The organism is Klebsiella terrigena, from assembly GCF_006539725.1.
In the GTDB taxonomy this organism is placed as follows: Bacteria; Pseudomonadota; Gammaproteobacteria; order Enterobacterales; family Enterobacteriaceae; genus Klebsiella; species Klebsiella terrigena.
Map to the genome: position 1 here is coordinate 55,675 of NZ_BJNO01000026.1, position 18,286 is coordinate 73,960.

Annotated in this window: 18 protein-coding genes and 1 tRNA gene; 2 read left to right on the forward strand and 17 right to left on the reverse strand. The window is 57.8% G+C overall.

The features are described from left to right. Positions 1 to 11 precede the first annotated feature (11 nt). The 7 genes from rlmH to leuS all read right to left on the reverse strand — a co-directional run bounded on the left by rlmH (position 12) and on the right by leuS (position 6,557). Positions 12 to 479 (reverse strand): 23S rRNA (pseudouridine(1915)-N(3))-methyltransferase RlmH, encoded by a 468-nt coding sequence (gene rlmH, locus RTE01_RS22580; RefSeq protein WP_041144581.1) that lies wholly within the window; start codon positions 477 to 479, stop codon positions 12 to 14. 3 nt (positions 480 to 482) lie between these two features. Further along, entirely contained in the window at positions 483 to 800 is a 318-nt protein-coding gene (gene rsfS, locus RTE01_RS22585; RefSeq protein ID WP_004859547.1) for a ribosome silencing factor, read from the reverse strand. Positions 801 to 1,009: 209 nt separating this feature from the next. After that, positions 1,010 to 1,639 (reverse strand): adenosylcobalamin/alpha-ribazole phosphatase, encoded by a 630-nt coding sequence (locus RTE01_RS22590; protein ID WP_141335388.1) that lies wholly within the window; start codon positions 1,637 to 1,639, stop codon positions 1,010 to 1,012. A gap of 56 nt (positions 1,640 to 1,695) precedes the next feature. After that, on the reverse strand, positions 1,696 to 2,346 hold the full coding sequence (nadD, locus tag RTE01_RS22595) for a nicotinate-nucleotide adenylyltransferase (protein WP_167692051.1): 651 nt from the start codon (positions 2,344 to 2,346) through the stop codon (positions 1,696 to 1,698). Next, positions 2,339 to 3,370 (reverse strand): DNA polymerase III subunit delta, encoded by a 1,032-nt coding sequence (holA, locus tag RTE01_RS22600; RefSeq protein WP_041144584.1) that lies wholly within the window; start codon positions 3,368 to 3,370, stop codon positions 2,339 to 2,341. Before holA ends, nadD begins: the two co-directional genes overlap by 8 nt. Next, the gene (lptE, locus tag RTE01_RS22605) at positions 3,370 to 3,960 is read right to left on the reverse strand and encodes an LPS assembly lipoprotein LptE (protein ID WP_041144585.1); all 591 of its coding nucleotides are present in this window, start codon (positions 3,958 to 3,960) and stop codon (positions 3,370 to 3,372) included. The genes holA and lptE overlap by 1 nt, the downstream gene beginning before the upstream one ends. Before the next feature lie 14 nt (positions 3,961 to 3,974). After that, a complete protein-coding gene (gene leuS / locus RTE01_RS22610; RefSeq protein WP_134525413.1) occupies positions 3,975 to 6,557 on the reverse strand; it encodes a leucine--tRNA ligase in 2,583 nt (860 codons plus the stop codon). Positions 6,558 to 6,782: 225 nt separating this feature from the next. Here leuS and RTE01_RS22615 point away from each other — a divergent pair, with 225 nt between their 5' ends. After that, on the forward strand, positions 6,783 to 7,265 hold the full coding sequence (locus RTE01_RS22615) for a zinc ribbon-containing protein (RefSeq protein ID WP_134528423.1): 483 nt from the start codon (positions 6,783 to 6,785) through the stop codon (positions 7,263 to 7,265). 58 nt (positions 7,266 to 7,323) lie between these two features. Here the strand turns inward: RTE01_RS22615 and RTE01_RS22620 are convergent, their stop codons facing one another. The 9 genes from RTE01_RS22620 to miaB form a co-directional block, all read right to left on the reverse strand. Then, the gene (locus RTE01_RS22620) at positions 7,324 to 8,049 is read right to left on the reverse strand and encodes an amino acid ABC transporter ATP-binding protein (protein WP_041144587.1); all 726 of its coding nucleotides are present in this window, start codon (positions 8,047 to 8,049) and stop codon (positions 7,324 to 7,326) included. Continuing rightward, positions 8,049 to 8,723 (reverse strand): glutamate/aspartate ABC transporter permease GltK, encoded by a 675-nt coding sequence (gene gltK, locus RTE01_RS22625; RefSeq protein ID WP_041144588.1) that lies wholly within the window; start codon positions 8,721 to 8,723, stop codon positions 8,049 to 8,051. The genes RTE01_RS22620 and gltK overlap by 1 nt, the downstream gene beginning before the upstream one ends. Before the next feature lie 2 nt (positions 8,724 to 8,725). Continuing rightward, positions 8,726 to 9,466 carry an amino acid ABC transporter permease gene (locus RTE01_RS22630; protein ID WP_041144589.1) on the reverse strand — a complete coding sequence of 247 codons (741 nt, stop codon included), beginning with the start codon at positions 9,464 to 9,466 and terminating at the stop codon, positions 8,726 to 8,728. Between the two features lie 163 nt (positions 9,467 to 9,629). Next, positions 9,630 to 10,541: an amino acid ABC transporter substrate-binding protein gene (locus RTE01_RS22635; protein WP_041144590.1), complete on the reverse strand. Its 912-nt coding sequence runs from the start codon at positions 10,539 to 10,541 to the stop codon at positions 9,630 to 9,632. A gap of 375 nt (positions 10,542 to 10,916) precedes the next feature. After that, positions 10,917 to 12,455: an apolipoprotein N-acyltransferase gene (gene lnt, locus RTE01_RS22640; protein WP_041144591.1), complete on the reverse strand. Its 1,539-nt coding sequence runs from the start codon at positions 12,453 to 12,455 to the stop codon at positions 10,917 to 10,919. Positions 12,456 to 12,477: 22 nt separating this feature from the next. Beyond that, positions 12,478 to 13,356, reverse strand: a complete 879-nt coding sequence (corC, locus tag RTE01_RS22645; RefSeq protein WP_041144592.1) for a CNNM family magnesium/cobalt transport protein CorC — start codon at positions 13,354 to 13,356, stop codon at positions 12,478 to 12,480. A 98-nt stretch (positions 13,357 to 13,454) separates the two neighbouring features. Next, complete coding sequence (gene ybeY, locus RTE01_RS22650; RefSeq protein WP_041144593.1) at positions 13,455 to 13,922, reverse strand: rRNA maturation RNase YbeY; 468 nt, start codon at positions 13,920 to 13,922, stop codon at positions 13,455 to 13,457. Next, positions 13,919 to 14,965, reverse strand: coding sequence for a PhoH family protein (locus tag RTE01_RS22655; protein ID WP_041144594.1), 1,047 nt, complete (start codon positions 14,963 to 14,965; stop codon positions 13,919 to 13,921). The genes ybeY and RTE01_RS22655 overlap by 4 nt, the downstream gene beginning before the upstream one ends. Before the next feature lie 180 nt (positions 14,966 to 15,145). Beyond that, the gene (gene miaB, locus RTE01_RS22665) at positions 15,146 to 16,570 is read right to left on the reverse strand and encodes a tRNA (N6-isopentenyl adenosine(37)-C2)-methylthiotransferase MiaB (protein ID WP_041144595.1); all 1,425 of its coding nucleotides are present in this window, start codon (positions 16,568 to 16,570) and stop codon (positions 15,146 to 15,148) included. A gap of 291 nt (positions 16,571 to 16,861) precedes the next feature. Between miaB and ubiF the strand changes: the two genes are divergently transcribed. After that, entirely contained in the window at positions 16,862 to 18,037 is a 1,176-nt protein-coding gene (ubiF, locus tag RTE01_RS22670; RefSeq protein ID WP_134525414.1) for a 3-demethoxyubiquinol 3-hydroxylase, read from the forward strand. Between the two features lie 122 nt (positions 18,038 to 18,159). On the opposite strand, the gene RTE01_RS22675 is transcribed toward ubiF, so the two are convergent. After that, positions 18,160 to 18,234 (reverse strand) — tRNA-Gln (locus RTE01_RS22675). Between the last annotated feature and the right edge of the window lie 52 nt (positions 18,235 to 18,286).

Below are 18,286 nucleotides of genomic sequence, written 5' to 3' on the forward strand. Positions count from 1 at the left end.
CCTGGTCATCATTATTCACGGTGGTAAGGGTGGTTGGTTGTAATACTCCACGCCCGATACAGGCTCTCCGCAACCAGTACGCGTACCAGCGGGTGAGGCAGGGTCAGGGTGGAGAGCGACCAGCTCTGTTCCGCCGCGGCTTTACACGCCGGAGAAAGCCCCTCCGGGCCGCCGATCAGCAGGCTGACGTCGCGGCCATCTTGCTTCCAGCGCTCCAGCTCACGCGCCACCTGCGGCGTATCCCAGGGTTTCCCCGGAATATCCAGGGTCACGATGCGGTTTTTACCCGCGGCTGCCAGCATCATCTCCCCCTCTTTTTCGAGGATACGCTTGATATCGGCATTTTTACCGCGCTTACCGGCGGGGATTTCCAACAGCTCGAACGGCATATCTTTTGGAAAACGACGCAGATATTCACTAAAGCCGGTCTGAACCCAGTCCGGCATTTTGGTGCCAACGGCCACCAGCTGCAGCTTCACGCATTAACTCCAGAGTTTTTCCAGCTCGTAAAGACGACGGCTCTCTTCCTGCATGACGTGAACCATGACGTCGCCAAGATCGACAACAATCCAGTCGGCGGCGCTTTCACCTTCTACGCCCAGCGGCAGCATGCCGGCGGCGCGAGACTCTTGTACCACGTGGTCGGCGATGGACATTACGTGGCGCGTAGACGTGCCGGTGCAAATAATCATGCAATCTGTAATGCTGGATTTGCCATGAACGTCAATGGCTACGATGTCCTGACCTTTCAGGTCATCAATTTTGTCGATAACAAAATCCTGGAGTGCTTTACCCTGCAAGAGTTCCCCCTGGGTGAGTGAAGAGTGAAAATAATAAACAGCCTGGCAGTATACCTGAACTCATAAAAAAGTCGGGATAAATGTCTGCTAACCGGCGTTGGAGGCGGCTATCATCCCATCCATCGCCGTTGATTGCATCGCCATTTTTGTAAAACATCTGTATGGCGGATACCTTCAGGCTGCGGAGAATAGCAGCCTGCTCCGACCTGTCAATGGTCTGGACTGAATTCTTCTTCTGCCCGCCAGACGGCCCGGCTATTTAGTACCCGCAGCGTGGCGAAATCTGCGCGCAGATCGAGCATGCTCCACGCGCCGTGTTCGATGGGGAAACGCCACATCGCCGCCGCCGGCATCTCCAGCAGCAGGGCGGTTAACAGGCTAAGCGCTCCCTGATGGCCGACGATGAGCAGATGGTCAAGATGCTGATACTGCGCCAGCGCCTCGCTAAATGCCGCTACTCGTCGGGCAAAATTCTGAAAACTTTCGCCGTTGGTGGGTGCCGCGTGCTGCCAGTCCGCGCACCAGGCGGCATAGTTTTCCGCATCTTCATGCTGCAAATCCCGATGGTGGCGCATTTCCCAGTCGCCGAAGAACATCTCATTGAGGTCGGGGATAAGCTCGCGGGGGAGCGCCCGCTCGCCCAGCAGCAGGTCGGCGGTACGCTGGGTGCGCTCGAGCTCGCTGCAAAGAACGCGGTCAAACGCCACCGCCTGCAGCCGCTGACCAAGCCGGAGGGCCTGAGCTTCGCCGCGTTCGGTGAGGGGAGTGGGCGCGCGTCCGCTGTACAGACCGGCTGCGTTAGCCTGGGTTTCGCCATGACGAACTAACCATAATCTCATGATTATCCTCACTGAGCCGAAAGGGGAGACGCTAAATTACCCGGCAGCGCCGAGGGTTAGCCATAAAGCTTTTGCTGATGAATGTAGTCCAGGACGGTCGCCGGCAGCATATCGGCACAGGATTCGCCGCGTTCAAGGCGCTGGCGAATGAGGGTGGCCGAAATATCAAACCACGGCGTTTCAGCCAGATAGATAGCCCCGGCGGGGCGGCGGTGCAGCTGCTCGACATCGTGGGTTAAATGCTTATCGAGCCACTGCTGGTCCTCCGGGCGCGGCATCACCAGCGGATAGCCCGGACGTCGGCAGACGATCAGGTGCACGTTATCCAGAATGCTGGCGTAGTTGTGCCAGGTGGGGAAGGTGAGCAAAGAGTCCTGGCCGATGATAAATGAGAGCGATGGCTTTGGCCCCTGTTCCCGGCGCCACTCCTGTAGCGTTTGCGCCGACCAGGACGGCGTCTGGCGCTGCAGCTCGCGATCGTCGAGCACGAACAGCGGCTTATCCGCGATAGCCAGTTCCAGCATATGCCAGCGCTGGGCGCTGGTTGCCTCAGGCTGGGGACGATGCGGCGGCACGTTGTTAGGAACGATAATCACTTTTCCCAGGCCTATCTGATTCGCCAGAATTTCGACCGGTTTGAGGTGACCGTAATGCACCGGATCGAAGGTGCCGCCGTACATTGCCTGAAGCTGAGTCATATCAACCATCGATAAACACGTCCGCCAGCGCTTTGTGGCAGAGCAGTAAAGAAAGGCTCTCTAATTCGGGCCAGATGCTGGTTCCGTAGTCCTGCTTGAAGGTGAGCTCCGCTCGGGTAAGCAGGGTAACGGCCTGACGCAACTGATCGCTGCCGAGGCGGGTGAGCGCGTCGGTTAACAGCGGCCGGCGGTTTTGCCACACGCGATGCTTATCGAACAGCGAGCGCAGCGGCGTATGGGCCGACTGGCGCTTCAGGTTCACCAGCAGCAGCAGCTCTCGCTGCAGCGTGCGTAGAAGGATTGCGGGTTCGCTCCCCTCGAGGCGCAGCTGCTGCAGAATATGTAGTACGCGCTTGCTTTTGCCCGCCAGCAGCGCATCGACCCAGTGATACGGCGTAAAGTGGGCGGCATCGTTAACCGCCTGCTCTACGCGCGGCAGCGTGAGCTTGCCGTCCGGCCACAGCAGGGAGAGCCGCTCCAGCGCCTGCGACAGCGCCAGCAGGTTGCCTTCGTAGCAGTAGCACAGCAGCTGGCTGGCCGCGTCGTCAAGCTGCAGGTTGTTTTGCTTAGCACGCGCGGCGAGCCAGCGCGGCAGCTGGGCATATTCCGGCGTCTGACAGCTTACCTGCACCGCGCGGCTGGCGAGCGCGGTGACCCACGCGGCATTCTCCTGCGCTTTGGTCAACTTATTGCCGCGCACAATCAGCAGCAAATCGTCATGCAGCATGCCGATAAGGGTTGCCAGCTGTTCGTTAATGGCCGCATTGGGGCCATTTTCAGGCAGGATCAGGAGCAGCGTTTGGCGGCTGGAGAACAGGCTCATTGCCTGACTCAGCGAGAAGAGAGCGTGCCAGTCGGTGCTGGCATCAATCGTCGCGGTATGGTGTTCGATAAAGCCCTGAACGGCAGCGGCTTCGCGAATTGCATCCTGACTTTCCTGCAGCAGCAGAGGATCGCTACCCAGCAGTAAATAGGCCGCGCGCAGCCCTTCATTGAGCTGCGCGCGGAGCTGTTCCGGGTACAACCGAATCATCAGTTACCCAGCGTGGTGGAGACGCGACCACCGGAGGTGGAGGAAGCGGGGGTCGTAGTGACCGGCTTCTCCTCGCCTTTGGTGGCTTCGACATCCGCAACGTGAACGCTTGGCAGCTTACGAATCAGCTGCTCTGCCGCTTTGTCGTACATCTCCTGGATAATCATATCCTGCTCGGCATCTTTCGCTAACGCCGCCTGCGGGTTATCGAAGAACGAGCGGTAGACTTTCGTCGTGATCGGATAGATATCATGACCCGGGATCAGCACGCTGGCGTGAACCGTCATCACCATCTGGTACTCAGCGGTACGTCCGTCCTGGAAAATGGAGGCCGTATCTTTCTGAATAGACGATGATTCCAGACGCAGAGAAGGAACATCCTTACGCAGCGTGCTGCCATCGATCAGTTCAACCCCGTTCAGGCGCAGCTGGTTACGCACCGAACGGCTCAGCGGCCCGTTCGGATCGCCCGACTGGAAGATCATGGTTTTCATGGCGGTTGGGACCTGGGTAGTACTGCGCAGGTGCCAGCCGCATCCGGCGGTGATTAACACCGCCAGAGATAACAACAATGTTGCCAGATATCGCACGCTTCCTCCTGCGCTTAGCCAACGACCAGATTGAGCAGTTTGCCCGGAACGTAGATCACTTTACGTACGGTGACGCCGTCGAGATACTTCGCGACCAGGTGTTCCTGACCCGCGCGGGCACGGACCTGATCTTCGGTGGCATCGACCGGTACGGTAATTTTACCACGAACCTTACCATTAACCTGGACGACAACCAGGGTAGTATTTTCAACCATGGCGCTCTCGTCGGCGACCGGCCACGGTGCGCTGTCGATATCGCCTTCGCCGCCCAGCTCCTGCCATAAGGTGAAGCTCGCGTGCGGAGTGAACGGGTTGAGCATACGCACGACCGCCAGCAGCGCTTCACGCATCAGCGCGCGATCCTGCTCGCCTTCCTGCGGAGCTTTCGCCAGCTTGTTCATCAGCTCCATGATCGCCGCGATCGCGGTGTTGAAGGTCTGACGGCGGCCGATATCATCGGTCACTTTCGCGATGGTTTTGTGCACGTCGCGGCGCAGCGCCTGCTGATCTTCGCTCAGGCTGGCAGCGTCGAGGGCAATGGCCGGGCCCTGAGTCGTGTGCTCGTAGACCAGCTTCCAGACGCGCTTCAGGAAGCGGTTTGCCCCTTCAACGCCGGACTCCTGCCATTCGAGAGTCATATCTGCCGGAGAGGCGAACATCATGAACAGACGCACGGTATCCGCGCCGTAGCGCTCAACCATCACCTGCGGGTCGATGCCGTTGTTCTTCGACTTGGACATTTTGCTCATGCCGGTATACACCAGCTCGCGGCCCTGCGGATCGAAGGCTTTAACGATACGGCCTTTCTCGTCGCGCTCGACGGTGGCATCAACCGGGGAGACCCAGTTACGCTCGCCGTTTTCGCCGACGTAGTAGAACGCGTCCGCCAGAACCATCCCCTGACACAGCAGCTGCTTAGCCGGCTCGTCAGAGTTAACCATGCCCGCGTCGCGCATCAGCTTGTGGAAGAAGCGGAAGTACAGCAGGTGCATGATCGCGTGTTCGATGCCGCCGATATAGATATCAACCGGCAGCCAGTAGTTCGCCGCTTCCGGATCCAGCATGCCCTGGTCGTACTGCGGGCAGGTGTAGCGCGCGTAGTACCAGGAGGATTCCATAAAGGTATCAAAGGTGTCGGTTTCACGCAGCGCAGGCTGGCCGTTGACGGTGGTTTTAGCCCACTCAGGGTCGGCCTTAATCGGGCTGGTGATGCCGTCCATGACCACGTCTTCAGGCAGGATAACCGGCAGCTGATCTTCCGGCGTCGGCATGACCGTGCCGTCTTCCAGGGTGACCATCGGGATCGGTGCGCCCCAGTAGCGCTGACGGGATACGCCCCAGTCGCGCAGACGGTAGTTTACCTTACGCTCGCCGACGCCCATCGCCGCCAGCTTGTCGGCGATGGCGTTGAAGCCCGCTTCAAAGCTCAGCCCGCTGAATTCGCCGGAGTTGAACAGCACGCCTTTTTCCGTCAGCGCCTGCTCGGAGAGATCGGGCTCAGAGCCGTCTGCCGCGAGGATAACCTGCTTGATGTTGAGGCCATATTTTGTGGCAAACTCATAGTCGCGCTGGTCGTGGCCTGGAACCGCCATCACCGCGCCGGTACCGTACTCCATCAGCACGAAGTTGGCCGCCCATACCGGAATAGCTTCGCCGGTCAGCGGATGGATGGCTTTAAAGCCGGTGTCGACGCCTTTTTTCTCCATCGTCGCCATTTCAGCTTCTGCGACTTTGGTGTTGCGGCATTCGTCGATAAATGCAGCCAGCGCCGGGTTATTGGCCGCCGCCTGCTGCGCCAACGGGTGACCCGCGGCTACGGCCAGGTAGGAGCAGCCCATAAAGGTATCAGGACGCGTGGTGTAGACGGTCAGCTTGTCGGCGTAGTCGTTGACGTTGAAGGAGATTTCGACCCCTTCAGAACGGCCGATCCAGTTGCGCTGCATGGTCTTGACGGTATCAGGCCAGTGATCCAGATTATCCAGATCTCTCAGCAGCTCGTCGGCGTAGGCGGTAATTTTGATAAACCACTGCGGGATCTCTTTACGCTCAACCTTGGTATCGCAGCGCCAGCAGCAGCCGTCGATAACCTGTTCGTTGGCGAGCACGGTCTGGTCGTTAGGGCACCAGTTCACCGCGGAGGTTTTCTTGTATACCAGGCCTTTTTTATACAGTTCGGTGAAGAACTTCTGCTCCCAGCGGTAGTATTCCGGGGTGCAGGTCGCCACTTCACGGCTCCAGTCGTAGCCGAAGCCCAGCTTTTTCAGCTGGTTTTTCATGTAGGCGATGTTGTCATAGGTCCACGGCGCCGGCGCCGTATTGTTTTTCACCGCCGCGCCTTCTGCAGGCAGGCCGAACGCATCCCAGCCGATAGGCTGCAGGACGTTTTTACCGAGCATACGCTGGTAGCGGGCAATCACATCGCCGATGGTGTAGTTACGCACGTGGCCCATGTGTAGTCGGCCAGAAGGATAAGGTAGCATCGACAGGCAGTAGTACTTCTCTTTGCTCTCGTCTTCAGTGACTTCAAATGTACGATTATCGTCCCAGTGAAGCTGGACTTTCGATTCTATCTCTTCCGGGCGGTATTGCTCTTGCATGGCAGCCAGTGGTCCTGTTTTCAATACAGCTACAAATGTAGCCAATGGATGTGTTATCTCAGATCGGCATAGCATAGCCCAAACGCCCACGTCAAAACAGCCTTTCGCACATTAACATCGGCAAAAGCGGCGCAGAATATTTAGCGACTCTGTGGCCTGAATGGCAAAGCAACCGACAGATAACGTCTATTATTAGAATAAGTTAACCACACAGGAGGCGAAATGATGAACAAGGTTGCTCAATTCTACCGCGAGCTGGTGTCAACGCTCAGCGAACGGTTACGCAGTGGAGAGCGTGATATAGACGCGCTGGTGGAGCAGGCGCGGGTGAGAATCAGCCAGTCCGGTGAGTTAACGCATCGCGAAGTTGAGACGCTGACTAAGGCGGTAAGGCGCGATCTGGAAGAGTTCGCCCGCAGCTATGAAGAGAGCCATGATGAGCTAACGGACAGCGTATTCATGCGGGTTATAAAGGAGAGCCTGTGGCAGGAGCTGGCCGATATTACCGATAAAACCCAGCTGGAGTGGCGCGAGGTGTTTCAGGACCTGAATCACCACGGCGTGTACCAGAGCGGCGAGGTCGTCGGGCTGGGCAATCTGGTGTGCGAGAAGTGCCACCACCATCTGGCGGTTTACACCCCGGACGTGCTGCCGCTCTGCCCGAAGTGCGGCCACGATCAGTTCCAGCGTCGGCCGTTTGAACCTTGATATTCCACGTGAGTATCGCCGTAAACAGCGCGCACGAGAGCCCGTGCGCGCCTGATCGTTAGTGGAGGATTTTGGCGAGGAAGTCTTTGGCGCGCTCGGACTGCGGGTTGGCGAAAAATGCTTCCTTGTCAGCATCTTCGACGATCTTCCCTTCATCCATAAAGATAACCCGGTTGGCCACCTTGCGCGCGAAGCCCATTTCGTGGGTGACGACCATCATGGTCATGCCTTCGTTTGCCAGTTCGACCATGACATCGAGCACTTCGTTGATCATCTCCGGATCCAGCGCCGACGTTGGTTCGTCAAACAGCATGGCAATCGGGTCCATGCACAGCGCGCGGGCGATGGCGACGCGCTGCTGCTGGCCGCCTGAAAGCTGCGCCGGATATTTTTCCGCATGGGCGGAAAGCCCCACGCGCTCCAGCAGCTTCAGGCCCTTGGCGCGGGAAGCGGCTTTATCGCGGTTGAGCACTTTTACCTGCGCCAGCGTCAGGTTGTCGATAATCGACAGATGCGGAAACAGCTCAAAGTGCTGGAAGACCATCCCGACGCGGGAGCGCAGCTTCGCGAGGTTGGTCTTTTTATCGTTCACCCTGGTGCCGTCAACGGTTATCTCGCCCTGTTGAATCGGCTCGAGGCCGTTAACGGTTTTAATCAGCGTCGATTTTCCCGAGCCGGACGGCCCGCAAACCACCACCACTTCGCCTTTTTTCACTTCCGTGGAGCAGTCGGTCAGCACCTGAAAGTGACCATACCATTTTGAAACGTTTTTCAGGGTAATCATTACACAGTCCTTTTCTTCAACCAGCTGACCAACAGCGATGCGCTGAGACTAATTGCAAAATAAACGGCACCTGCGAACAGGATCATTTCGACCTGGGTTCCGTCACGCTCGCCGATAGTGGACGCGGTGCGGAAGAAATCTGCCAGGCTCAGAACATAGACCAGCGAGGTATCCTGGAACAGGACGATCCCCTGGGTTAACAGCAGCGGCACCATCGCGCGAAAGGCCTGCGGCAGGATAATCAGCTTCATCGACTGCCAGTGGGTCATCCCCAGCGCCAGCGCGGCGCTGGACTGGCCGCGGGAGATACTCTGGATACCGGCGCGGATAATTTCCGAATAGTACGCCGCTTCAAACATGGAGAACGCAATCATGGCCGAGATAAGCCGGATATCGGTCTTCGGCGACAGGCCGAGCACGTTCTGTAAAAAGCCGGGCACAATCAGATAAAACCACAGCAGCACCATCACCAGCGGGATGGAGCGGAACACGTTGACGTAGGTTTTGGCAAACCACGCCAGCGGTAAAAAGCTCGACAGACGCATGACCGCCAGCAGGGTGCCCCAGACGATACCGATAACGATGGCGATAACGGTGATTTTCAGGGTGATAACCAGTCCCGCCAGCAGATACGGCATGGATGGAACGATAGAACTCCAGTCAAAATCATACATAGTTATTTGCCCCCCAAATTGCCCGGCAGGCGAACTTTGCGCTCAACCACATACATAATCAGCATAATCACCGCGTTAATGAACACATAGGCGAGGGTAATGGCGGTAAACGACTCCCAGGCGTGGGCGGAGTAGTCCAGCAGCTTGCCCGCCTGCGCCGCCATGTCCGCCAGCCCGATGGTGGAGGCAATGGCCGAGTTTTTTACCAGGTTCATCATTTCCGACGTCATCGGCGGGACGATAACCCGATAGGCGTTGGGCAGCAGAACGTAGCGGTAGGTTTGCGGCAGGGTGAGGCCCATTGCCAGCCCGGCGTTTTTCTGCCCGCGCGGCAGCGACTGGATCGCCGCACGTACCTGCTCACACACGCGTGCGGCGGTAAACAGCCCGAGGCAGAGCATGGAGGAGATAAAGAACTGAATATTGGGATCCAGCTCGGATTTAAACCACATGCCGATATTTTCCGGCAGCAGCTCCGGTACCACCAGGTACCAGGTAAAGAACTGCACGATCAGCGGAACGTTACGGAACAGTTCGACGTAGCAGGTGCCGATGCTGGAGAGCAGTCGATTCGGGGCGGTACGTAAAATACCGAATAGCGAGCCGACGAGAAAAGCGATGATCCATGCGGTAACCGACAGAGCGACGGTGACCTGAAAGCCGCTCCATAGCCAGCCCAGATAGGTGGTATTGCCGAACGGGGCCTGTTGCAGGAATATCCCCCAGTTCCAGTCTATTGACATAAATGACTCCTGGAAAAAAAAGGGTAGCAGCGCTACCCTCGAAGATCCTTGCCCAGCGTACTTCGGTGTTCGCGGCGGCTGGGGAACGACCAGCCACCGTATAGTCTGTCCGTGCTGTGACAACAATCGGGAGGGCAGGATTTCCCGCCCCTTGTTCTTTTAATTAGTTAAGAGCCTTGTCATTCGGTGATTTGAACAGCGCCTTCATATCTTCAGAGAGTTCGAAGTTCATATTCAGGTTCTTCGGCGGGATGGGGTTTTTGAACCACTTGTCGAACCATTTTGCCGCTTCGCCAGAGGTCTGCGCCTTGGCAACGGTGTCGTCTACCAGGGTTTTGAACTGCGGGTCATCTTTACGCAGCATACAGCCGTAGGCTTCTTTGGACTGCGGCGTGCCGATGATTTCCCAGTTGTCCGGCTTCTTAGCCTTGGCACGTTCGCCGGCCAGCAGCGCGTCATCCATCATAAAGGCCACCGCGCGGCCGCTTTCCAGAGTACGGAAGGAGTCGCCGTGATCTTTAGCGCTGATGATGCGCATATTCATTTTTTTCTCGTCGTTCAGCTTGTGCAGCAGAATTTCTGAGGTGGTCCCGGAAGTCACCACCACGGCTTTATCTTTCAGGTCAGCAAAGTCTTTGATCGCGCCGCCTTTTTTAGCCAGCAGGCGGGTGCCGACAACAAAAATGGTGTCAGAGAAAGCCGCCTGTTTCTGCCGCTCCAGGTTGTTGGTGGTGGAGCCGCATTCGAAATCGTAGGTGCCGTTTTGCAGCAGCGGAATACGGTTCTGCGAGGTGACAGGAATCAGTTTTACCTGCAGGTCAGGTTTGTTCAGCTTCTTCTTGATAGCATCGACGATGGCGTTGGAGTAATCCTGCGAGTAGCCGACGACCTGCTGCTGGTTATCGTAGTAGGAGAACGGTACGGATGATTCACGATGGCCAACCACGATTACGCCGTTTTTGGCAATTTTATCCAGAGTGCTCTGGCCTGTAGCCGGTGCGGCATCTTCCGCGTGCGCCAGGCCGGCGGTCATACCCATGACCAGCATTGCTGTGGCCAGTTTACGTAATTGCATATCCAACTCCTTATCCGCAGCGCCAGGGACGCCATTGATGCCCATTGTGATTGTGTGTGAGCTTTATTATCGCTGCCGCCTTTAAGTGCAGCGTTTGTATGTGTTTGTTAGCATTTAGTTTGGCTTAATGTAAAGATTTTGCTGTGATATTGTTTATTTTTGCGAAGTGCTCCGCACCATTTAAAGGCAAAAATCGTTCATTGCACCAAAATAGCGCGCAGCTGGTCTGCCTGTGGTGCAACCCGGTTGTACCAGCAGCCATAGCGGCGCGACGTAGGTATATTAAGCAATGGGCGTGCCAGATTGGGCGGGAAGGGAGAATTCCCCGGTGACGGGCATCACCGGGGCGGGCGGAGAGTATTCGCTAAGCAGGGATTAGCGGCGGCGCTGACGCAGGCTCATCAGCAGGGCGCCAAAGCCAAACAGCGCGGTCAGCGCCCACAGCGGCCAGTTGCCGGTGCGGGCGTACGGCGTCAGGCCCGTCGTCGGAGTGACCTTAGTGGTGAGCACGGCGCGGGTGAACTGCGGGATCATGTCCTGAATTTCACCCCGCGGGCCAATGACGGCGGTAATGCCGTTATTGGTGCTGCGCAGCAGCGGACGCGCCAGCTCCAGCGCGCGCATGCGCGCCATCTGGAAGTGCTGCCACGGGCCTATGGACTTGCCAAACCAGGCGTCGTTAGAGATGGTCAGCAGGAAGTCGGTATCCGGGCGGAAATTATCGCGCACCTGCTCGCCGAGGATGATTTCGTAGCAGATAGCGGCCGTTAGCTTCAGGTTATGCGCCACCAGCTGCGGCTGAACGTACGGGCCGCGGCTGAAGGAGGACATCGGCAGATCGAAGAACGGTGCCAGCGGACGCAGAATCGATTCCAGCGGCACAAACTCGCCAAATGGAACCAGATGGTTCTTGTTATAGCGATCCGTGGAGTCGTAGCTGTAAGGGTTATCCTTGCCCAGCGTAATGATGGTGTTGTAGGTGTCGTATCGGTTCTGCTTGTTCAGTCGGGCATCGACGATGCCGGTGACCAGCGAACTGTTTTTCGACCGCAGCAGGTCATCCATCATGGTGAGGAAATTCTGCTGATTGATCTCCAGATCCGGAATGGCGGATTCAGGCCAGATAATCAGCTGGGATGAGCCCATATGCGGCTGGGTCAGATCCATATAGGTCTTCAGCGTGTTGAACAGCTGCTTTTCATCCCACTTCAGGGCCTGCGGAATATCCCCCTGCACCAGCGACACTTCGGTCGCGCGCTCGGGCAGCAGCTGATACCACTGAATGTAGCGCAGCGGGAAGGGCAGGGCGAAGAGCACCGCGGCGATAATCAGCGGTTTCCAGCGACGCTCGACGGCGGCCAGCACCAGCAGACCGCTGACGACCATCAGCAGGAAGTTAATCGCCTCGACGCCCGCGATCGGGGCTAAGCCCTTCAGCGGGCCGTCAATCTGGCTGTAGCCGAACTGCAGCCACGGGAAGCCGGTCAGCACCCAACCGCGCAGAAACTCGGTGATTTGCCAGACTACCGGCGCGGCGATGGCGACGCGCAGCCAGCTGGTTTTAGGCCACAGGCGTGAGAGCAGGCCGGCGAACAGGCCGGTGTACAGCGACATATACGCTGCCAGCAGCACCACGAGGAATACGTTGACCGGGCCAGGCATGCCGCCAAACTGCGCGATGCTGACGTAAACCCAGTTAATCCCCGAGCCGAACAGCCCCATGCCCCAGAAGAAACCAATCCAGGCGCTCTGCAAAGGACGACGGTTAAGGGTTAAGCCCTGCAGGCCGATGAGCGAAATAATCGCCGCGGGCCAGATGTCATAAGGAGAAAAAGCCAGCGTTCCGCTGGCTCCGAATAATAGCGCCAGCAGCAGACGTACGCGCTGGCGTTCGAGAAGAGAGGCAAATACCATTTAGGTTAATCGTCCCGTGTGATTAGTCTTCCAGCTTCGGCTGCGGTGCGTCGTCAGGAAGTTTGACATGTACCTGGATAATACGTCGGCTATCAGCCATTGCGACCTTGAATTGGTAACCATCAATGTCGATAGACTCGCCGCGAGCCGGCAGATGGCCAAAGGCCTGCATCACCAGTCCGCCAATGGTATCAACTTCTTCATCGCTGAAGTGGGTGCCGTAGGCTTCGTTGAAGTCTTCAATCGAGGCCAGCGCGCGGACCGTCCAGGTGTGGCGGCTCAGCTGACGAAAATCGATATCTTCTTCTTCATCGTATTCGTCTTCGATTTCACCGACGATAAGCTCAAGGATGTCTTCAATGGTCACCAGACCGGAGACGCCGCCAAACTCATCGATAACGATAGCCATATGATAACGCTGGGAGCGGAACTCTTTCAGCATGCGGTCAACCCGCTTGCTTTCAGGCACGACAACCGCCGGGCGTAACACTTGTTCCATGCTGAAGGCTTCGGAATTGCTGCGCATAAACGGCAGCAGATCTTTGGCCATCAGAATCCCTTCGATGTGATCTTTGTCTTCGCTGATCACCGGGAAACGCGAGTGGGCGGATTCGATGATGACATCGAGGCACTCGTCCAGGGTCTGGTTGCGTTTCAGGGTAATCATCTGCGAGCGGGGGATCATAATGTCGCGGACGCGCTGGTCGGCGATATCCATTACCCCTTCGAGCATATCGCGCGTATCTTCGTCGATAAGGTCGTTTTGCCCGGAATCACGGATCAGCGCCAGCAGTTCATCACGGTTTTTGGGTTCTCCGTGAAAGAGCTGGCTGAGTAACAGGGAGAAGAATCCCTTTTTGCTGTTTACTGTGTCACTACTGTGTGAGTTGTCGTCGCTCATGGCGTCGTGTGGGTTCTCATGTTAGTTAAATCGTCGCCCGTCGCGCGTGTACTCAGCGCCCGGCATAGCGGCCAGTCGCCGGCAAAGCCGGCGGCAGGTTATTCCTTCTCGGCAATGTACGGATCCTCATAGCCCAGAGCAAGCATTATCTCTGTTTCGAGGCTTTCCATCTCTTCCGCTTCTTCATCAACGATGTGGTCATAGCCCAGCAGGTGCAGGCTGCCGTGAATAACCATATGCGCCCAGTGCGCTTCCAGCGGTTTTTCCTGCTCTTTCGCTTCCTGCTCAACCACCTGGCGGCAGATGATCAAATCACCGAGCAGCGGCAGCTCGATGCCCGGCGGGGCTTCGAAGGGGAATGACAGCACGTTAGTCGGCTTATCCTTGCCGCGATAGGTCAGATTTAGCTCGTGGCTCTCGGCTTCGTCTACCAGGCGAACGGTTACTTCCGACTCTTCCTGGAACTGAGGGATCACGGCATCCAGCCAGCGCTGAAACTGCGCTTCATCCGGCAACCCGCCGTTCTCTTCGCAAGCCAGCTGTAAATCGAGAATAACCTGACTCATTTTTGCTCCTGTTCCTGGGCTTCGCGTTTGCGCTCGGCGGCCAGTTCTGCTTTACGTTTTTGATCCGCCTCTTCCCACGCCTCATAGGCGTTAACGATGCGGGCCACCACCGGGTGGCGCACGACGTCTTCGCTATTGAAGAAGTTGAAGCTGATTTCATCGACTTCCGCCAGCACTTCGATAGCGTGACGCAGGCCAGATTTGGTGCTGCGCGGCAGGTCAATCTGGGTGACGTCGCCGGTTATCACCGCTTTAGAGTTAAAACCGATACGGGTCAGGAACATCTTCATCTGCTCGATGGTGGTGTTCTGGCTCTCATCGAGAATGATAAAGGCGTCGTTCAGCGTTCGGCCGCGCATATAGGCCAGCGGCGCGACTTCAATCACGTTGCGCTCGATCAGCTTCTCAACTTTCTCAAAACCCATCATTTCGAACAGCGCGTCGTACAGCGGGCGCAGGTAGGGATCGACCTTCTGGCTCAGATCCCCCGGCAGGAAGCCCAGCTTCTCACCGGCCTCAACGGCGGGGCGGGTCAGCAGAATACGGCGCACGTCCTGACGCTCCAGGGCATCGACCGCGGCGGCAACCGCCAGATAGGTTTTCCCGGTGCCGGCAGGGCCGACCCCGAAGGTGATATCGTGGTCGAGGATGTTGGCGACGTACTGCGCCTGGTTTGGCGTGCGAGGCTTAATCACGCCGCGCTTGGTCTTGATATTAATGGCCTTGCCGTACTCCGGGACGCTCTCGGCGCTCTGCTCGAGCACGCGGGCCTCTTTGATGGCAAGGTGAATCTGCTCAGGTTCGATATCGTTAATCTGCCCGCGCATGGGGGCGGTATCGACGTACAGGCTGCGCAGAATATCCGCCGCCGCGTTAACGCATATTGGGCGTCCGGTCAGCTTAAAGTGATTGTCACGGCGGTTGATTTCGATGCCCAACCGGCGCTCAAGCTGTTTGATGTTGTCGTCAAACGGGCCGCACAGCCCAAGCAGGCGTGCGTTGTCCGCTGGTTCCAGGGTGATTTCGCGAGTTTCTGTGTTCAAGCTGTTCCTCTTATCTGCGTTTTGCCGGGAGATAAACGGGTATAGCCGCCATCTTGCAGGCGATACCCCGGCGGGTAAGGAAATTATTCACGTCACGGGAATATGGCGCAAGCATTGCTATGAATATTGGGTCCGGCAGAGGAAATACAAGGCCTGCCGGAGCCGGCAGGCCTGAACGGATTAAGGCTGATAAAGCGTGGCGCCCGAATCGTTTTCTTTGCGGGTCCGCGCGATAACGGATTGCGGTGATTCCACAATGCGCAGGCCCATCTCCTCTTCGGTACGCACGATTTTTCCGCGCAGCGAGTTGGTGTAGACGTCGACGATCTCGACGTCGACAAACTTGCCGACCATATCCGGCGTCCCTTCGAAGTTGACGACCCGGTTATTTTCGGTGCGCCCGGTGAGCTCCATAATGCTCTTGCGGGAGGTGCCTTCGACCAGAATACGCTGGGTGGTGCCGAGCATCCGGCGGCTCCAGGCCATCGCCTGCTGGTTAATACGCTCCTGCAGAATATAGAGGCGCTGTTTCTTATCTTTTTCCGGGACGTCGTCGACCATATCCGCCGCCGGCGTGCCCGGGCGCGCGGAGAAGACAAAGCTGTAGCTGACGTCGAGATTCACGTCGGCAATCAGCTTCATGGTCTTCTCGAAATCGTCGTTGGTTTCACCGGGGAAGCCGACGATAAAGTCGGAGCTTATCTGGATATTTGGCCGCGCTTCGTACAGCTTGCGCACGATGCCTTTATATTCCAGCGCCGTGTGGGTGCGCCCCATCAGGTTCAGCACGCGGTCAGAGCCGCTCTGTACCGGCAGATGCAGGAAGCTTACCAGCTCCGGGGTGTCGCGATAGACGTCAATAATGTCATCGGTAAATTCAATCGGGTGGCTGGTGGTGAAGCGAATGCGGTCGATCCCGTCGATCGCCGCGACCAGACGCAGCAGATCGGCAAAGCTGCCGGTGGTGCCGTCGTAGTTTTCGCCGCGCCAGGCGTTAACGTTCTGCCCCAGCAGGTTGACCTCGCGGACGCCCTGAGCCGCCAGCTGGGCAATCTCGAACAGGATATCGTCAGAAGGACGGCTGACCTCTTCACCGCGAGTATAGGGCACCACGCAGTAGGTACAGTATTTGTTGCAGCCTTCCATAATCGAGACGAACGCGGTTGGCCCGTCGGCGCGGGGTTCCGGCAGGCGGTCAAACTTTTCGATCTCCGGGAAGCTGACGTCAACCACCGGCCGGCGGTTGCCGCGCACCGAGTTAATCATTTCCGGCAGGCGATGGAGCGTCTGCGGGCCAAAAATAATATCGACATAGTGGGCGCGCTGACGGATGAGCTTGCCCTCCTGCGAGGCGACGCAGCCGCCGACGCCGATAATCAGGTTGGGATTTTTTTCTTTCAGTAATTTCCAGCGGCCCAGCTGGTGGAAGACTTTTTCCTGGGCCTTCTCGCGAATTGAGCAGGTATTGAGCAGCAGGACGTCCGCTTCTTCCGCGATTTCAGTGAGCTGATACCCGTGCGTGGCATCCAGCAGATCGGCCATCTTTGATGAATCGTATTCGTTCATCTGACAGCCCCAGGTTTTAATATGGAGTTTTTTTGTCATCGACATGCTCATGCTCAATTATAGATATCCAAAATGACGGGTACAGACGCTCTATGAATTTCGAATTGCAGGCGGCAGGCCCGGGAGATCCCAGCATCATAGGTCGCTATGCGACTGGGGCGAGCGGGTGCAGCCAGGGCACCTGCAATTTGAAAAACGACGAGTATAGCCAGGATTGCAGGGGGCACATTGTAATGCTTTGGGGGTGCCCTGACCAGCGCGAGCGTAATCACCGCAGGGTGCCTGAAAATCCGGTAAACTGAATGGATTGAGGTTTTAAGGATAATTGCCATGACAACTCACGCAACGGATGTCGCCATTATTGGCGGTGGAATGGTCGGCGGCGCCCTGGCGCTAGGGCTGGCACAGCACGGTTTTACGGTGACGGTCATCGAGAAGGCCGCGCCGGCGGCTTTTGACCCGACGCAGCCGCCGGACGTGCGCATTTCGGCGATCGGCTCTTCTTCCGTCGGGCTGTTAAAAAGCCTCGGCGTCTGGGAGACGATACGCGCGATGCGCGTGCATCCGTATCGCCGGCTGGAGACCTGGGAGTGGGAAGCGGCCCACGTCTCCTTCGACGCCGCGGAGCTGGCGCTCTCTGAGCTGGGCTATATGGTGGAGAATAACGTGCTGCAGCGGGCTCTGTGGCAGGCGCTGGAGGCGCATGAGCAGGTTACGCTGCGGGTTGGCGTTTCGCTGCAGGCGCTGCAGCGCGAATCTGCGCATACGCTATTGCGCCTGAGCGACGGCAGCGAGTGCGCGGCCAAGCTGGTTATTGGCGCCGACGGCGCAAACTCCGAGGTGCGTCGGCTGGCCGGGATTGGCGTACAGGCGTGGCAGTACCAGCAATGCTGCATGTTGATTAGCGTCCAGTGCGCCGACGATCCCGGCGACAGCACCTGGCAGCAGTTTACGCCCTCCGGACCGCGCGCGTTTCTGCCGCTGTTCGATCGCTGGGCCTCGCTGGTCTGGTACGACACCCCCGCGCGAATTCGTCAGCTGCAGGGGATGAGCATGGCGCAGCTCCAGCAGGAGATCGGGCGCCACTTTCCGTCGCGCTGCGGCGAGGTGACACCGCTAAGCGCCGGCGCGTTTCCGCTGACCCGCCGCCACGCGCTGCAGTACGTGCAGCCGGGGCTGGCGCTGGTGGGCGACGCGGCGCACACCATTCATCCACTGGCGGGGCAGGGAGTGAATCTCGGCTATCGCGACGTCGATGCGATGCTGGATGTCTTAACGCGCGCGCGGGATCGCGGTGAGGAGTGGGACAGCCTGCCGGTGCTCAAACGCTATCAGACGCGGCGGAGAACCGATAATTTCATTATGCAGTCGGGGATGGATCTGTTTTACGTTGGCTTCAGCAACGATCTGGCGCCGGTGCGCGCGCTGCGCAATATCGGCCTGATGGCGGCGGCGCGGGCGGGTATTTTAAAGCGTCAGGCGCTGAAGTACGCGCTGGGGCTGTAGCTAAGAGGTTCCCCGGCCCGCGACAGGCTAAGCCGGGGAGCCGCGTTGGTATGACCGTGCGCTGAAAGTGGCGGACGACAAAAACAAAAAAGCTCGCCGAAGCGAGCTTTTTTGTTACTAAGTGGCTGGGGTACGAGGATTCGAACCTCGGAATGCTGGTATCAGAAACCAGAGCCTTACCGCTTGGCGATACCCCAACGGGTGCGTTCACAAGTGAACGACTTTTTTAAATTGGCTGGGGTACGAGGA

Bases quoted from the DNA above. Each gene is read 5' to 3' on its own strand.
- gltK (WP_041144588.1), bottom strand. From the start codon at position 8,723: ATGTATGATTTTGACTGGAGTTCTATCGTTCCATCCATGCCGTATCTG.
- RTE01_RS22620 (WP_041144587.1), bottom strand. From the start codon at position 8,049: ATGATTACCCTGAAAAACGTTTCAAAATGGTATGGTCACTTTCAGGTG.
- nadD (WP_167692051.1), bottom strand. From the start codon at position 2,346: ATGGTTGATATGACTCAGCTTCAGGCAATGTACGGCGGCACCTTCGAT.
- holA (WP_041144584.1), bottom strand. From the start codon at position 3,370: ATGATTCGGTTGTACCCGGAACAGCTCCGCGCGCAGCTCAATGAAGGG.
- RTE01_RS22630 (WP_041144589.1), bottom strand. From the start codon at position 9,466: ATGTCAATAGACTGGAACTGGGGGATATTCCTGCAACAGGCCCCGTTC.
- RTE01_RS22590 (WP_141335388.1), bottom strand. From the start codon at position 1,639: ATGAGATTATGGTTAGTTCGTCATGGCGAAACCCAGGCTAACGCAGCC.
- RTE01_RS22615 (WP_134528423.1), top strand. From the start codon at position 6,783: ATGAACAAGGTTGCTCAATTCTACCGCGAGCTGGTGTCAACGCTCAGC.
- lnt (WP_041144591.1), bottom strand. From the start codon at position 12,455: ATGGTATTTGCCTCTCTTCTCGAACGCCAGCGCGTACGTCTGCTGCTG.
- ybeY (WP_041144593.1), bottom strand. From the start codon at position 13,922: ATGAGTCAGGTTATTCTCGATTTACAGCTGGCTTGCGAAGAGAACGGC.
- miaB (WP_041144595.1), bottom strand. From the start codon at position 16,570: ATGACAAAAAAACTCCATATTAAAACCTGGGGCTGTCAGATGAACGAA.
- corC (WP_041144592.1), bottom strand. From the start codon at position 13,356: ATGAGCGACGACAACTCACACAGTAGTGACACAGTAAACAGCAAAAAG.
- ubiF (WP_134525414.1), top strand. From the start codon at position 16,862: ATGACAACTCACGCAACGGATGTCGCCATTATTGGCGGTGGAATGGTC.
- RTE01_RS22635 (WP_041144590.1), bottom strand. From the start codon at position 10,541: ATGCAATTACGTAAACTGGCCACAGCAATGCTGGTCATGGGTATGACC.
- leuS (WP_134525413.1), bottom strand. From the start codon at position 6,557: ATGCAAGAGCAATACCGCCCGGAAGAGATAGAATCGAAAGTCCAGCTT.